This window comes from Micromonospora sp. NPDC002389, from assembly GCF_040296095.1.
In the GTDB taxonomy this organism is placed as follows: Bacteria; Actinomycetota; Actinomycetes; order Mycobacteriales; family Micromonosporaceae; genus Micromonospora.
Window position 1 is genome coordinate 142,720 of record NZ_JBEOWP010000006.1, and the last position, 14,955, is coordinate 157,674.

General features: G+C 72.7%; 14 protein-coding genes. All 14 read left to right on the forward strand.

The genetic code is table 11. From position 1 onward, the window contains the following. Positions 1-181 precede the first annotated feature (181 nt). Positions 182-1,741: a UDP-N-acetylmuramoyl-L-alanyl-D-glutamate--2,6-diaminopimelate ligase gene (locus tag ABT008_RS13650; protein WP_350696363.1), complete on the forward strand. Its 1,560-nt coding sequence runs from the start codon at positions 182-184 to the stop codon at positions 1,739-1,741. Further along, the gene (locus ABT008_RS13655) at positions 1,738-3,144 is read left to right on the forward strand and encodes a UDP-N-acetylmuramoyl-tripeptide--D-alanyl-D-alanine ligase (RefSeq protein ID WP_350696365.1); all 1,407 of its coding nucleotides are present in this window, start codon (positions 1,738-1,740) and stop codon (positions 3,142-3,144) included. Before ABT008_RS13650 ends, ABT008_RS13655 begins: the two co-directional genes overlap by 4 nt. Beyond that, the gene (mraY, locus tag ABT008_RS13660) at positions 3,141-4,274 is read left to right on the forward strand and encodes a phospho-N-acetylmuramoyl-pentapeptide-transferase (protein ID WP_350696367.1); all 1,134 of its coding nucleotides are present in this window, start codon (positions 3,141-3,143) and stop codon (positions 4,272-4,274) included. Before ABT008_RS13655 ends, mraY begins: the two co-directional genes overlap by 4 nt. 570 nt (positions 4,275-4,844) lie before the next feature. Beyond that, positions 4,845-6,254 (forward strand): FtsW/RodA/SpoVE family cell cycle protein, encoded by a 1,410-nt coding sequence (locus ABT008_RS13665; RefSeq protein ID WP_350696782.1) that lies wholly within the window; start codon positions 4,845-4,847, stop codon positions 6,252-6,254. Then, the gene (murG, locus tag ABT008_RS13670; protein ID WP_350696369.1) at positions 6,254-7,360 is read left to right on the forward strand and encodes an undecaprenyldiphospho-muramoylpentapeptide beta-N-acetylglucosaminyltransferase; all 1,107 of its coding nucleotides are present in this window, start codon (positions 6,254-6,256) and stop codon (positions 7,358-7,360) included. Before ABT008_RS13665 ends, murG begins: the two co-directional genes overlap by 1 nt. Positions 7,361-7,518: 158 nt before the next feature. Next, a complete protein-coding gene (gene murC, locus ABT008_RS13675; RefSeq protein ID WP_350696371.1) occupies positions 7,519-8,994 on the forward strand; it encodes a UDP-N-acetylmuramate--L-alanine ligase in 1,476 nt (491 codons plus the stop codon). A gap of 32 nt (positions 8,995-9,026) precedes the next feature. Continuing rightward, the gene (locus ABT008_RS13680) at positions 9,027-9,806 is read left to right on the forward strand and encodes a cell division protein FtsQ/DivIB (RefSeq protein WP_350696784.1); all 780 of its coding nucleotides are present in this window, start codon (positions 9,027-9,029) and stop codon (positions 9,804-9,806) included. Positions 9,807-10,048: 242 nt separating this feature from the next. Next, a complete protein-coding gene (gene ftsZ, locus ABT008_RS13685; protein ID WP_350696373.1) occupies positions 10,049-11,164 on the forward strand; it encodes a cell division protein FtsZ in 1,116 nt (371 codons plus the stop codon). Between the two features lie 9 nt (positions 11,165-11,173). Then, complete coding sequence (locus tag ABT008_RS13690; RefSeq protein ID WP_350696374.1) at positions 11,174-11,917, forward strand: YggS family pyridoxal phosphate-dependent enzyme; 744 nt, start codon at positions 11,174-11,176, stop codon at positions 11,915-11,917. Between the two features lie 193 nt (positions 11,918-12,110). Next, entirely contained in the window at positions 12,111-12,806 is a 696-nt protein-coding gene (locus ABT008_RS13695; RefSeq protein ID WP_350696376.1) for a cell division protein SepF, read from the forward strand. 29 nt (positions 12,807-12,835) lie between these two features. Further along, entirely contained in the window at positions 12,836-13,141 is a 306-nt protein-coding gene (locus ABT008_RS13700; protein WP_111212523.1) for a YggT family protein, read from the forward strand. A 44-nt stretch (positions 13,142-13,185) separates the two neighbouring features. Continuing rightward, on the forward strand, positions 13,186-13,983 hold the full coding sequence (locus ABT008_RS13705) for a DivIVA domain-containing protein (protein ID WP_117227072.1): 798 nt from the start codon (positions 13,186-13,188) through the stop codon (positions 13,981-13,983). A 74-nt stretch (positions 13,984-14,057) separates the two neighbouring features. Then, positions 14,058-14,645 carry a hypothetical protein gene (locus ABT008_RS13710; protein ID WP_350696378.1) on the forward strand — a complete coding sequence of 196 codons (588 nt, stop codon included), beginning with the start codon at positions 14,058-14,060 and terminating at the stop codon, positions 14,643-14,645. A 3-nt stretch (positions 14,646-14,648) separates the two neighbouring features. After that, positions 14,649-14,954 (forward strand): DUF167 domain-containing protein, encoded by a 306-nt coding sequence (locus ABT008_RS13715; RefSeq protein ID WP_350696380.1) that lies wholly within the window; start codon positions 14,649-14,651, stop codon positions 14,952-14,954. The last annotated feature ends 1 nt before the right edge of the window (position 14,955 follow it).

A 14,955-nucleotide genomic window follows, 5' to 3' on the forward strand; every position in this document is an offset into this window, starting at 1 on the left:
GTCCCCGGCGTGAATGGTCGTCGGTGGCGGGAGTCACCCGGAATCACCTCCCCTGCGGAGGCGGGCGGTCGCCGAGGCACCCGGCCGTCGGGTGCCCCGCCGTGCCGCCGGGCGTACGCCTGCCGCGTGCACCGGCCGCGACCTGCGGTTCGACTTCGTGCGGCGGAGATTCAGGCGCGCCGTGCGGCCGGACCCGGGCGACCGGGTAGGGTCTGACGCCGTGCGCGGCAATCCTCGTCCCCGTACCGTGACCGGAATCCGGCTCGGTGACCTAGCCGCCCTGCTCACCGTGGCGCCCTCTACCAGCGCCGATCCGGTGGTGACCGGGGTGACCCACGCCAGTCAGGAGGTCCGACCCGGCGACCTGTACGCGGCCCTGCCCGGCGCGCGCCGACACGGCGCGGAGTTCGCCGTCGGTGCGGCGCAGGCCGGCGCGGTCGCCGTGCTGACCGACCCGGCCGGTGCCGAGTCGGCCGCCAGCACCGGGCTGCCGGTGCTGGTGGTCGACGACCCGCGTGCGGCGTTGGGCCCGGTCGCCTCGACGATCTACGGCGACCCGACCGCGCACCTGCTGACGATCGGGGTGACCGGCACCGCCGGGAAGACCTCCACCGCCTATCTCGTGGAGTCCGGGCTGCGTGCCGCCGGCCACACCACCGGTCTGATCGGCACCGTGGAGACGCGCCTGGGTGACCTGGTGGTGGAGAGCGTGCGGACCACGCCCGAGGCCACCGACCTGCACGCGATGCTCGCCGCCGCCCGCGAGCGCGGCGTCACCGCGGTGGTCATGGAGGTCTCCAGCCACGCCCTGGCGATGGGGCGGGTCGGCGGGGTGCGGTTCAGCGTGGGTGGCTGGACCAACTTCGGCTCCGACCACCTGGACTTCCACGCCGACGCCGAGGACTACTTCGCGGCCAAGGCGCGCCTGTTCGACGGCCGCTGCGCGGTGGAGGTGCTCAACCGCGACGACCCGGCGCTGGAACCCCTCTTCCGGCCGGCCACGGTCAGCTACTCGGCGGCCGGCGACCCGGCTGCCACCTGGTGGGCCGACACGATCGACGGCGACGGGTACGCCCAGCGCTTCACCGCGCACGGCCCGGACGGGCTGACGCTGCCCGCCGGGGTGGCGCTGCCCGGCCGACACAACGTGGCGAACGCCCTGCTGGCCATCGCCGCCCTGGTCGCCGCCGGAGTCGACCCGGTGACGGCCGCCGAGGGGGTGGCCGCCTGCGGTGGCGTACCCGGGCGTCTGGAGTCGGTGGGCGTGGCCGGCGGGGTACGCGGGGTGGTCGACTACGCGCACAAGACCGACGCCGTGGTGGCCGCGCTGGCCGCACTGCGCGAACTCAGCGCCGGCCGGCTGATCTGTGTGATCGGTGCGGGCGGCGACCGGGATCGGGGCAAGCGCCCCCTGATGGGTGCCGCTGCCGCGGAGGGAGCCGACGTGGTCGTGGTGACCGACGACAACCCGCGTACCGAGGAGCCGTCGGCGATCCGCGCCGAGGTGCTCGCCGGTGCCTACCAGGCCGGTACGGCGGCCCGGATCATCGAGGTGGCCGGGCGGCGCGCGGCGATCGACGAGGCGGTCCGGATGGCCGAACCGCAGGACGTGGTGGCGCTGTTGGGCAAGGGCCACGAACGCGGCCAGGAGATCGCCGGCGAGACGTATCCGTTCGACGACCGGACGGAGCTCGCCGACGCGCTGCGGGCCCGCTTCGGGGACCTGGCGGGTCAGCCGTGATCGCGCTCAGCCTGGCCGAGGTCGCCTCGGCCGTCGACGGGCGGCTGGTCGACGCCGACCCCGCCGCGCAGGTGACCGGCAGCGTCGAGTTCGACTCACGCAAGGTCAGCGCCGGTGGGCTCTTCGTCGCGTTCGACGGGGAGAAGGTCGACGGGCACGACTACGCGGCGGCGGCCGTGGCCGACGGTGCGGTGGCGGTGCTGGGCACCCGCGAGGTGCCCGGAGTCCCGATGATCGTGGTCACCGACGCGCTGACCGCGATGGGCCGGCTGGCCCGGGCGGTGGTGGACCGGCTGCCCGAGCTGACCGTGATCGGGCTGACCGGTTCCTCCGGCAAGACCACCACCAAGGACCTGATCGCCCAGCTCACCGCCCGCCTCGGCGAGACGGTGGCACCACCGGGCTCGTTCAACAACGAGCTGGGCCACCCGTACACGGCGTTGCAGGCCGGGCCGACGACGCGCTACCTGGTGATGGAGAAGGGCGCGCGGGGCATCGGGCACGTGCGCTACCTCTGCGAGGTGGCGCCGCCGGGCATCTCCGTGGTGCTCAACGTCGGGGTGTCGCACATCGGGGAGTTCGGCTCCCAGGAGAACATCGCCGTCGCCAAGGGCGAGCTGGTGGAGGCGCTGCCGGCCGACGGCTTGGCGGTGCTCAACGCCGACGACCCGCTGGTCGACGCGATGGCGACCCGTACGGTGGCCCGCGTGGTCCGCTACGGCGAGGCGGCGCACGCCGACATCCGGGCCGAGGACGTGACGCTGGACGAGCGCGGCCGGCCGGCGTACACCCTGGTGACGCCGGAGGGCACCGCGCCGGTGCGGCTCGGGCTCACCGGGCGGCACCAGGTCTCCAACAGCCTGGCCGCCGCGGCGGTGGCCCGGGAACTGGGCATGCCGCTGACCGAGCTGGCCGTCGCGTTGGGCGCGCTCGGACTGGTCTCCACCCGTCGGATGGACGTCTTCGAACGCACCGACGGGGTGACCGTGATCGACGACTCGTACAACGCCAACCCGGCGTCGATGGCGGTGGCGCTGCGTGCGCTGGCCGGCATCGGCAGCGGGAGGCGTACCGTCGCGGTGCTCGGCTACATGGCCGAGCTGGGTGACTTCGAGACGCAGGGGCACGCCGACATGGGCCGTCTCGCGGCCGAGCTGGGCGTCGCCCGGCTGCTGGTGGTCGGTGAGGCCGCGGCGCCGATTCACCACGGGGCGACATCGGTAGGTGACTGGGGAGGAGAGTCGGTGTTGCTCACCGATCAGGCGGCGGCCGTCGAGGTGCTGCGTAGCGAGCTACGACCGGGCGATGTCGTCCTGGTGAAGGGCTCCCGGTACCGGACCTGGGAGGTGGCCGACGCGCTGCGCGTCGACGCGGCCGCAGACGGCGAGGGTGACGCTTCGTGAGAGCGGTCATCGTGGCCATCGGGGTGGCCTTCCTCGTCTCGCTGTTCTGCACCCCGATCGCGATCAAGGTGTTCACCCGGCTGAAGGCGGGCCAGCCGATCCGGGCCGAGGGCCCGCAGATGCACCAGGGCAAGAAGGGCACCCCGACCATGGGCGGGGTGGTGTTCATCCTGGCCACCGTGATCGCGTACGTGGCCGGTCACCTGGCCCTGACCACCCTGCCGGACGCGCAGATCGCCCAGGTCGAGCCGACCATCACCGCGCTGGTGCTGCTGGGCCTGATGGTCTTCTCCGGCGCGGTCGGCTTCGTCGACGACTTCCTCAAGGTGCGCAAGCGGCACAGCGGCGGGTTGAGCGCCCGGGGCAAGCTGCTCGGCCAGATCCTGGTCGGTGCGGCGTTCGGGGTCGTCGCGCTCTACTTCCCGTCCACCATGACCGACTCCAGCGGCGAGCTGACCAACACCGAGACCGTCGGCAGCACCACGCTCAGCTTCATCCGGGACATCCCGGCGCTGGACGTTACCAAGATCGGCGCGGTGGTCATCTTCATCTTCGTGGTGATGGCGGCGACCAACGGCGTCAACCTCACCGACGGCCTCGACGGCCTGGCCACCGGTGCCTCGGTGATGGTGCTCGGCGCGTACGCGGTGATCGCGTTCTGGCAGTACCGGCACTGGTGCGCCGACCCGTCGTACACCGCCAACCCGAACAACTACTGCTATGCGGTCCGGGACCCGCTGGAGATCGCGTTGATCGCCGGCGCCGCCGCCGGTGCCTGTGTCGGCTTCCTCTGGTGGAACACCTCACCGGCCCGGATCTTCATGGGCGACACCGGCGCACTCGGTCTGGGCGGCCTGATCGCCGGCATGGCGATGTCCACCCGGACGGTGCTGCTGCTCCCGATCATCGGTGGCCTGTTCGTGATCATCACGATGTCCGTGGTGATCCAGATCATCTCCTTCAAGACCACCGGCAAGCGGGTGTTCCGGATGTCGCCGCTCCAGCACCACTTCGAGCTCGCCGGCTGGAGCGAGGTCAACATCGTGGTCCGGTTCTGGATCATCGCCGGCATCGGTGTCGCCATCGCCCTGGGCCTGTTCTACAGCGACTTCCTGGCCAACATGGGCTGACCCCCACCCGCCCCTCACCACCCCCGCCCCCGCCCCCGCTCACGCTCACGCCCGCGATCATGGAGTTGTGGCATGGATAAATGCGGACATGTCAGACAAAAAGTCGACCACAGCTCCATGATCGCGGGCGCGAGCGGGGGCGGGGGCGTGGGTGCGGGGTGGGCGGGGGCGGTCGGGGCGGGGGTTGGGTGGGTGAGGTGGGTGGTGGTGAGGGTGTCGGAGAGTGGTCGTCCTGTGGCGGAATGTGGCTGAACGCAAGTTCGACACGCCGACCGGCCGGTACCGCCGGTGTCAGGTCCCCGGAGCAGCGATGATGGCGCTGTGGGGGAGGTGCGAGAAGACGACGGCGCGCGGTCGTCCCGGCGGTCGTCCCGGGTAGGGCCCGCCGAGGGATCGTCCGTGGCGGTCGGGACCGAGGACACGGCGCGACCCGGCAGCACGCGCGGGGCCGGGGCCGCAAAAGCCGGGGCCGCGACAACCGGAGCGGGTACGGGTCGTACCGGCGGGTCGGGTGCGGCCGGCGCGGCGCCGGGTGGTGGGCCGTGGCGGGGCCTGGACGCGGTGGGCGGGTTGGCCGCGCTGCGTGGTCTGCTGTCCCGGCCGCTGGCCTCCTACCACCTGCTGCTCGCCAGCGCCGGACTGCTGCTGCTGATCGGCCTGACCATGGTCTTCTCGGCCACCAGCGTGCGCGACTACGCGCAGGGCGGGAGCGCCTCGACGTCGCTGACCAGGCAGGCGATCTTCGCGGTGATCGGCATCGTGGTGTTCTGGGCCTGCCAGCGGCTGCCCGCCAGCACCTACCGGTCGCTGGGTCGCCCGGCGCTGGCCGTCTCGGTGGGACTGCTGGTGGTGCTGAACCTGCTGGAGGCGTACGGGCGGCTGACCGACGGCGAGCCCCGGATCGGCCCGCTGGAGGCCGACCTGCTCTGGCTGTACGTGTTCGGGTTCGGCCTGCAACCCTCCGAGCTGGCGAAGTTCGCCCTGGTGCTGTGGGGGGCGTACGTGCTGGCCCGCAAGGGCGCGGCGCTGGGCTGGTGGCGGGAGCTGGCCACCCCGCTGTTCCCGGTGGTGGCCCTGATGTTCGTTCTGGTCGGCTACAACGACCTGGGCAGCATGCTGTGTCTGCTGGCCCTGGTGGTCGGCCTGCTCTGGGCTGCCGGGGTGCGATTGCGGATCTTCGCCGCGCTCAGCGCGATCGGTCTGGCCGGCATCGGCCTGCTGGTCGCGGTGGCCTCGCTCGGCGCCGGGTCCGGCGTCCGTGGTGAGGAGAACTACCGGCTGGCCCGGCTCACCGTCTTCTTCAACCCGCCGCCGCTGGACGACTGCCGCAACGAGCTCTGCTACCAGATGGTCCAGGCCCGCTACGCCATCGTCAACGGCGGCTGGTTCGGCACCGGGTTGGGCCAGGGGCGTACCAAGTGGGCCTGGCTGCCGGCGGCCGAGAACGACTTCATCTTCGCGGTCATCGCCGAGGAACTCGGCGTGGTCGGCTGCGCGGTGGTGGTGGTGCTGTTCGCCGTGCTCGCCTACACCGGCCTGCGGATCGCCCGCCGCGTGGACGACCCGTTCCGCCGCCTGGCCGCCGCCGGGGCCACCGCGTGGCTGGTCGGTCAGGCGTTCATCAACATGGGCGGCGTGATCGGCCTGCTGCCGCTGACCGGCGTGCCGCTGCCGTTCATCTCCGACGGGGGCAGCGCCCTGGTCGTCACGCTCGCGGCGGTCGGCATGCTGGCCTCTTTCGCCCGGGCAGAACCCGATGCGGCCCGGGCACTGCATGCCCGTCCGCCGGCCCGGTGGGTCCGACTAGTGTGGGCTCCGTTGCCGCCGCTTCCCGGCCGGCGCCGCCGCGCGGCGCCGCCGACGGCTGCCCGTGGGTCCGTACCCCAGGCACGCAAGCGGCGCAGGGACGACCAGGCCGCACCGCGTGGCACCCGGGAGAGCCGGGGCCGTGGCGGGTCGGCGGACGAGAGGAGACGTTGATGGGTCCGCTGCGTTCGGTGGTGCTCGCAGGAGGTGGCACCGGGGGGCACATCTACCCGCTGCTCGCCTTCGCCGACTGCCTTCGCCGACACGACCCCGGCGTCCGGATCACCTGCCTCGGCACACCCAAGGGCCTGGAGAACGAGCTGATCCCGCCGGCCGGCTACGACCTGCGCAACATCCCGGCCTACCAGTTGCCCCGGTCGGTCAACCTGAACCTGGTCCGCACCCCGGGCCGGATGTGGACCGCGGCCCGCGCCGCCGGCAAGGTGATCGACGAGGTGCGCGCCGACGCGGTGGTCGGCTTCGGCGGGTACGTGTCGGTGCCGGCCTACCTGGCCGCGTGGCGGCGGGAACTGCCCATCGTGATCCACGAGGTGAACGTGCCGCCGGGGGTGGCCAACCGGCTGGGCATGAAGTTCACCAAGCACGTGGCGGTCGGCTTCCCGCACCAGCCGGCCCAGGCCGAGTCGCTGCGCGACGCGCGGGTGGTCGGGGTGCCGCTGCGCCGGGCCATCGCCGGGCTGGACCGGGCGGCCGTGCGCAACGCCGCCCGCGCCCACTTCGGGCTCCGCCCCGACCTGCCGGTGCTCTTCGTCGCCGGTGGTTCCCAGGGCGCCCGGTCGATCAACCTCGCGGTGGCCGGGGCGGCCAAGGAGTTGGCCCGCAACGGCATCCAGGTGCTGCACGTGATGGGGGCCCGCAACGAGCCGGTGCCGATCCCGACCGACCTGCCGGTGCCGTACGTGACCCTGCCGTACCTGTCCGACATGGACGCCGGGTACGCCGCCGCGGACCTGATGCTGGGCCGGGGCGGGGCGATGACCTGTGCCGAGGTGGCCGCGATCGGCCTGCCGACCATCTACGTGCCCTACCCGCACAGCAACCAGGAGCAGAAGCGCAACGCGCTGCCGGTGGTGGAGGCCGGTGGCGGGCTGCTGGTCGACGACGCCGAGCTGACCCCGGACTGGCTGGAGCGGACGGTGATCCCGCTGGTCCGCGACCCGCAGCGGCTGCACGCCATGGGTACCGCCGCCGCCGCGTACGGCCGGCGCGACGGCGACGAGGCGCTGCTGAACTTCGTCTACGAGGCGGTGAACCGGTGACCGGACCGGACTCTCGAACGAAAGGTTGGTCCCGGTGAGCGCGAGGAGTGAGCCGGGGTTGCGAGCCCCGCAGTCGCGAACGAAAGGTTGGTCCCGGTGAGCGCGAGGAGTGAGCCGGGGTTGCGAGCCCCGCAGTCGCGAACGAAAGGTTGGTCCCGATGACCACGTTCAGCCCGGCCGGCACGCTGACCGCCGAGGATCTGGGCCACATTCACCTGATCGGGGTGGGTGGCGTCGGGATGAGCGGTCTGGCCCGGCTCTTCCTCACCCGGGGGTTGCCGGTCTCCGGCAGCGAGTTGCGGGAGTGGCCGTCCCTGGCCGGTCTGCGGGCGCTCGGCGGGACGATCCACATGACCCACGAGGCGACCAACCTGGACGGTGTGGACACCGTCGTCTACTCCTCGGCCATTCCCGCCGACCACCTGGAGATGGTCGAGGCGCGGGAGCGCGGCCTGCGGGTGCTGCACCGGTCGGAGGCGCTCGCGGCGGCGATGACCGGCCGGCGCACGGTGGCGGTGGCCGGTACGCACGGCAAGACCACCACCACCTCCATGGTGACCATGGTGCTCCAGCGGGCCGGCACCGATCCGTCCTTCGTGATCGGCGGGGAGATCTCCGAGGGCGGCTCCGGCGCGCACCACGGCACCGGCGAGCACTTCGTGGTCGAGGCGGACGAGAGCGACCGCTCGTTCCTCATCTACCGGCCGTTCGTCTCGATCATCACGAACGTCGAGGCCGACCACCTGAACACCTACGGCGACCTGGCCACCCTGGAGGCGGCCTTCGCCGAGTTCGCCCGGCTCACCGACCCGGCGGGTTACGTCATCACCTGCGCCGACGACCCGGGCGGTCGGCGGCTGGCGGCCACGCTGCGCGCCGAGGGGCGTCGGGTCTACACCTACGGCGAGGCCGACGACGCCGACCTGCGGTTGAGCGACATCGTGTCGTCGGCCCAGGGGGTCCGCTACCGGGCCCACATCGACGGCCGGTCGCTGGGTGAGTTCCGGCTGCCGGTGCCGGGCCGGCACATGGGGCTGAACAGCGCCTCGGCGGTGCTGGCGACGTACCTGCTGGAGCTGCCGCTGACGGCGGCCGAGGCCGCGCTGGCGGCCTTCCCCGGCGTCCGCCGACGGTTCGAGCGCAAGGGCGTGGTGGACGGGGTGCTCGTCTACGACGAGTACGCCTACCACCCCACCTCGATGACGCTGGCCCTGCGGACGCTGCGGGAGGTGGCCGGGGAGGGGCGGGTGATCGTCGTCTTCCAGCCCTACCGGCTCTACCGCACCCGCGATCTGCAGGCGGAGATCGCCGAGGCGCTCGCGATCGCCGACGAGTTGGTGCTGCTGGAGGTCTTCGGCCCGGGTGAGCTGCGCGGCCCGGGCGAGGGGTCGGCGGCGCTGATCGCGGCGGTGGAGCTGCCGTCGGAGCAGAAGGTCTTCGTCGACTCGTGGGAGGACGCGCCGGTGGAGGTGGCCCGTCGGGCCCGCCCCGGTGACGTGGTGGTGACCATGGGCGCCCCGCCGATCTCGCTCATGGGTGACGAGCTGCTGGTCGCGCTGACCGCGCGGGCCGCCGGCGCGCAGGTGGCGGCCGGCGGTGGCACGGCGCTCGGCGTGGACCGTACGGCGGAATGAGTCCCGGCCCGGCGCGCGGGCGCGGCACCGGTGTGGACGGCGGCGGAGGTCGCCGTCCCACCCGGCGGTGGCAACTGGTCCGGGCCGGACGGGACGCGGTGCCCGCCTCCACCCGGCGGTTCATGGCCCGGGCCCGGCGTCGGCGGATGCGCGCTGCGCTGCCCTGGGCGGTGGCCGGTGGCGTGCTCGTCCTCGCGGGTCTGGTCGCGTGGACGCTGCTCGGCACCGGCCTGTTCGGGGTACGCGAGATGCGGGTGGAGGGCGCCGAGCTGGTCACGGCCGTGCAGGTGCGGGAGGCGGCCGGGGTGCCCGACGGCGCGCCGCTGGCCCGGGTCGACCTGGCCGAGCTGGCCGCCCGGATCGGCACCCTGCCGCCGGTGGAGCGGGCCACCGTGCACCGGGACTGGCCGGACGGGCTGGTGGTGCGGCTGACGGAGCGGACCGGCGTGGCGGTGGTGCCGCGCGGGCAGCAGTTCGACGTGATCGACGCGGCCGGGGTGGCGTTCCGGACGGTGCCGCAGCGGCCGGACGGCCTGCCGCTGCTGCGCCTGGCCGCCGCCGGCCCGGACGATCCGGACACCCGGGCGGGGCTGACGGTGCTCGGCGAGCTCACTCCGCAGTTGCGCGGTGAGCTGGCGGAGGTACGGGTCGAGGGGCTGGCCCGGATCAGCGTGCTGCTGCGCGACGACCGCACGGTCTTCTGGGGTGACGCGACACGCGGGGCGGACAAGGCCCGGGTCGCCACCGCGTTGCTCGGCGAGGAGGCCGACCGGATCGACGTCAGCGCGCCGGACGTGGTCACCTTCCGGTGAGTGGCCGATCAGGCTGTGAAGCGTCCCGCTCCACCGGCGACACGCCGGAAAGGTCCTTGGCACATCGCTCGGCTGCGCTTACGTTGCCCGGAAGAGGATCAGTGGTTGACATAACTCTAACCCTCTAGTAGAGGGTGAGGGTTTGCCTCGCGCCCTCGCTGGGTGACAGCCGAGTCGACCGCAGGTCTGGCCACGCCGAAGCCGGTCGGGGAGCAGCCAATCTCGAAGGGAAAGGACCGGAGATGACACCTCCGCACAACTACCTGGCGGTCATCAAGGTCGTCGGCATCGGGGGCGGCGGCGTCAACGCCGTCAACCGGATGATCGAGGTTGGGCTCAAGGGCGTCGAGTTCATCGCGATCAACACGGACGCGCAGGCGTTGCTGATGAGCGACGCCGACGTGAAGCTCGACGTCGGTCGCGAACTGACCCGGGGCCTCGGCGCCGGGGCCAACCCGGACGTCGGCAAGAACGCCGCCGAGGACCACCGCGACGAGATCGAGGAGGTACTCAAGGGCGCCGACATGGTCTTCGTGACCTGCGGCGAGGGCGGTGGCACCGGCACCGGTGGCGCTCCGGTGGTGGCGAACATCGCCCGCAAGCTGGGCGCGCTGACCATCGGTGTGGTGACCCGTCCGTTCTCCTTCGAGGGCAAGCGTCGTCAGGTGCAGGCCGAGGCCGGCATCGACGAGCTGCGCAACCAGTGCGACACCCTGATCGTCATCCCCAACGACCGGCTGCTGGCCCTCGGCGACCGCAACATCAGCATGATGGATGCGTTCCGCACCGCCGACCAGGTGCTGCTCTCCGGTGTCCAGGGCATCACCGACCTGATCACCACGCCGGGTCTGATCAACCTGGACTTCGCGGACGTCAAGAGCGTGATGAGCGGCGCCGGCAGCGCGCTGATGGGCATCGGCAGCGCGCGCGGTGAGAACCGCGCCGTGGAGGCCGCCGAGGCGGCCATCTCCAGCCCGTTGCTGGAGCAGAGCATGGACGGCGCGCGCGGTGTGCTGCTCTCCATCGCGGGCGGCTCCGACCTGGGGCTGTTCGAGATCAACGACGCCGCTCAGCTGGTCACCGACGCGGCGCACCCGGACGCCAACATCATCTTCGGTGCGGTGATCGACGACGCCCTCGGTGACGAGGTGCGGGTGACCGTGATCGCCGCCGGCTTCGACGGTGGCACTCCGGCGTACAAGGCGGCCGAGCCGACGCGCAAGACCAACCAGAACCAGCCGACGCAGCCGAGCACCCCGGTCGTGTCGTCGCCCGCCGTGCCGGCGCCGCCGCAGTCGCCGCGTCGGGTGCTGTTCGACGACGTCGACGTGCCCGACTTCCTCAAGAACGGGTCCTGAGCGGCGCCGATGACCGACAGCCCCGCACTGGTGCGACCCGACCGGCGTGCCGAACTGGCCGCCGGGCTGGCCCGGGTGCGCGCCCGCATCGCCGACGCCTGTGCCGCCGCGGGCCGGGACCGCGCCGACGTGACGATGATCGCGGTGACCAAGACCTACCCGGCCGCGGACGTGGTCGCGCTGGCCGGGCTCGGCGTGACCGACGTGGGGGAGAACCGCGACCAGGAGGCGGCTCCGAAGGCCGCCGAGGTCGCTGCGGCCGGGGTGGCGCCCCGCTGGCACTTCGTCGGTCGGCTGCAACGTAACAAGGTGAAATCGGTGCTCCGGTACGCCGACATGGTCCAGTCCGTCGACAGCGTCCGGCTGGCGTCCACGGTGGCCGCCGCGGCCGGCGGACGGGACCGCCCGTTGGAGGTGTTGGTGCAGGTCAGCATCGACGGCGACCCGTCCCGGGGCGGGGCGGTGCCCTCCTCGGCCGACCCGGACCTGGGGCTCGGTCCGGTCACCGAGGCGGTGGCCGCCGCCCAGGGCCTGCGGCTGGCCGGTCTGATGGCGGTGGCGCCGCTCGGCTGGGAGCCGGAGCGGGCGTTCGCCCGACTGGCCGACCTCGCCGCGCAGGTGCGCGCCGCGCATCCGGGTGCCACGGTGCTCTCGGCGGGCATGAGCGGCGACCTGGAGGCGGCGATCGCCCACGGCGCGACACATGTCCGCGTCGGTAGCGCGTTGCTCGGAATGCGTCCCACGCTGCGGTAGCCTGGCCGCGAGAGAAGCAAATTACATCAGTGTTGTTTGCGGGAACGGTCTTCCTCGCCACGGGGGGCGTGACGTGCAACGCGAATTGCGCGTCGGAGGATTGCCGTTCCGGTCCAGTGGGCAGGAACGGCCCACTCGCGACAGGCGACACGGCGGGGGCGTGTGCCGCACGGCGGACGGGAAGGGCGCGGGGATGGGTGCACTGCGCAAGGCGGGGGTCTGGCTCGGACTGGTCGAAGAGGACGAGGAGCGGGCCTACGACGACGGTGGCTACGACAAGGGTGGCTACCGCGAGTCGCGTTACCGGCAGAGCCGGTACGCCGAGGAGTTCGCCGACGATGACGACGACGAGGTGGACGAGGCGCCCGCGCCCCGGCCGCGGCTCGGGGACCGGGGGCGGTTGAGCGAGCGCGCCGGAGGCCGCCTCGGTGACTCCGAGCGGCTGGAGTCGGAGCGGCCGGAGCGGTCCGAGCGGTCCGAGCGGTCCAGCGTGCGGTCGATCACCCGGGCGTCCGCCGAGTCGTCCAATGCGAACAGCTACCACACCCGGGACAACCTGGCCCTGGCGCCGCAGGTGCAGCCGCGTGAGCGGGTGATGGAGGAGGAGCAGCGCTACCAGATCACCACGCTGCACCCGACCACCTACCGGGAGGCGCGGACCATCGGCGAGCACTTCCGGGACGGCGTACCCGTGATCATCAACCTCACCGAGATGGACGAGGCGGATGCCCGCCGTCTGGTGGACTTCGCCGCCGGGTTGGCGTTCGGACTGCGCGGTACGATCGAGCGCGTGACCAACCGGGTGTTCCTACTCTCGCCGGCCAACGTCCAGGTCACCGCGGAGGACAAGGCCAAGATCGCTGAGGGTGGGTTCTTCAGCCTGAGTTGACCCGCCCGACCCGAGGGACGCCACAAGCCGTGTTGTCGATCTTGCTGCAGGTTCTCTACCTGATCACGTATGTCTTTCTGATCGTTCTTTTGGCCCGTTTCGTGTTGAGCGCCGTCCTGCAGTACGGGCGGCGTTGGCAACCTGGTCGCGGAGCATCGGCCGGACTGGAATCCGTGTGGAGCGTCACTGATCCCCCGCTCTGGGCGTTGAGGCGTGTGATCCCTCCGCTGCGAATTGGTACCGTGAGCATCGACCTGGCCTCCCTTGTGCTCCTGGTTATCCTGTTCGTGCTGATGAGGTTTGTGTTAGAGCCGGCGATCATCAGGACCGCCTGATGACCGACGCGCTATCGCGGCCGCAACTGACCCGAGGAGTTTCGATGCCGCTGACCCCGGCCGACGTCCATAACGTCGCCTTCAAGAAGCCGCCGATCGGCAAGCGGGGCTACGACGAGGAGGAGGTCGACGCCTTCCTGGACGAGGTCGAGCGCGAACTCGCCCGTCTGATCGAGGAGAACAACGAGCTGCGCGCCCAGGTGGAGCGCGGCGGTCGGGGCGGCGCCCCGGCCGGTCCCGGTGGCGACGCCCGCCTCGCCGCCGAGCTCAACGACGTCAAGGCGCAGCTCGACCGCGTGCAGCGGGACAAGGCCGCCGCCGAGCAGGCCGCGCGCGCGATGCAGGCCGAGCTGGAGCAGACCCGCTCCGCCGGTGGTGCGGTGCCGGGCGGTGACGGCGAGCAGCAGGCGCTGCGGGTGCTGATGATGGCCCAGCGCACGGCGGACGACCACGTCTCCGACGCGCGCCGCGAGGCCGACCAGCTGCTCTCCGAGGCCCGTTCCAAGGCCGAGGAGGTCACCCGTGAGGCGCGGGCCAAGGCCGACGCGCTGGAGCGGGACGCCCGCCAGCGGCACCAGGAGGCCATGGGCGGCCTGGACGCCAAGCGCACGGCGCTGCAGAAGCACATCGAGGAGCTCAAGCAGTTCGAGCGCGAGTACCGCACCCGGCTCAAGGCGTACCTGGAGAGCCAGCTGCGGGACCTCGACGGTCGCGGTCAGGGCCTGGAGGCCGAGATGACCCGCGGGGACGGCACCCGGGCCGCCGGCAACGGCCTGGCCGCCGCCGGGCTCGCCGGTTCCTACGGCGGCGGTCGCTCCGGCGCTCTCGAGGCCGGTCGCTGATTCGGGCCGGTGGCCGTCGTCGACACGGCGGTCGCCCGCCCTGCCTCATCGGTACGACGCGGCGGGGGTGAGCGGTGATAATCGTCAGTCTCGCGCTCATCCTCGTCGCCGTGGTGCTGCTGGTGCTCGGTCTGGCCGGCGGCTCCAGCCCGCTGCTGGTCGTCTCGATCGGTGCCAGCCTGCTGGCCGCCGTCGCCCTGGTCACCGGCGCCCGCCAGGCCGCCACCGGTCGCGCGGCGGCCCGTGGTGACCGGGCACCGGACGACGCCACCGGACCGGCCGTCCAGGAGAGTCCGTCGGGCATCCCGACGCAGCACGTCCCGCCGACCGTCGACACCGGCGACTCCGGGTGGCGGCAACCACCCGGTTCGCCGGTGACGGTCGAGGCGGAGGCCCCGGTCGAGGGCGCGGTGGTCGACGGGTACGACGACGAGCCGGCCGCCCAGCAGATCACGCCGGAGCAGGCCGCACGGCTGGCCCGGCTGCCGGACGAGGTCCGGGTGGTCGACGGGCGACCCCGCTATCACCTGGTCGAGTGCGGGCATCTGGTCGGGCGCGACCACGAGCCACTGCCCGCCGCCGAGGCGGCGGAACTCGGCTTCACGCCGTGCGGGCTCTGCACCCCCGGCACCGTCCTGCTCTCCGAGTCCGGCCGCCGCTGAGCCGTGGCCGAGGTGCTCACCGTCGCCGTACGGGTGAAGCCCGGGGCGTCCCGTGCCCGGGTGGGCGGCCGGTTCGACGGTCCGCACGGTCCCGCCCTGGTGATCGCCGTCAACGCCCGGGCGGTGGACGGACGCGCCACCGAGGCGGCGCGCCGGGCGTTGGCCGAGGCGCTCGGTGTGCGGCCGGCGGCCGTGTCGCTGCGGGCCGGCGCGGCCAGCCGCGACAAACTCTTCCTGGTCACCGACGCCGGGCCGGATCCGGTGTCGCGGTTGTCCCGGTTGCGCGACGGGGCGGACCCGCCCGGCTGAC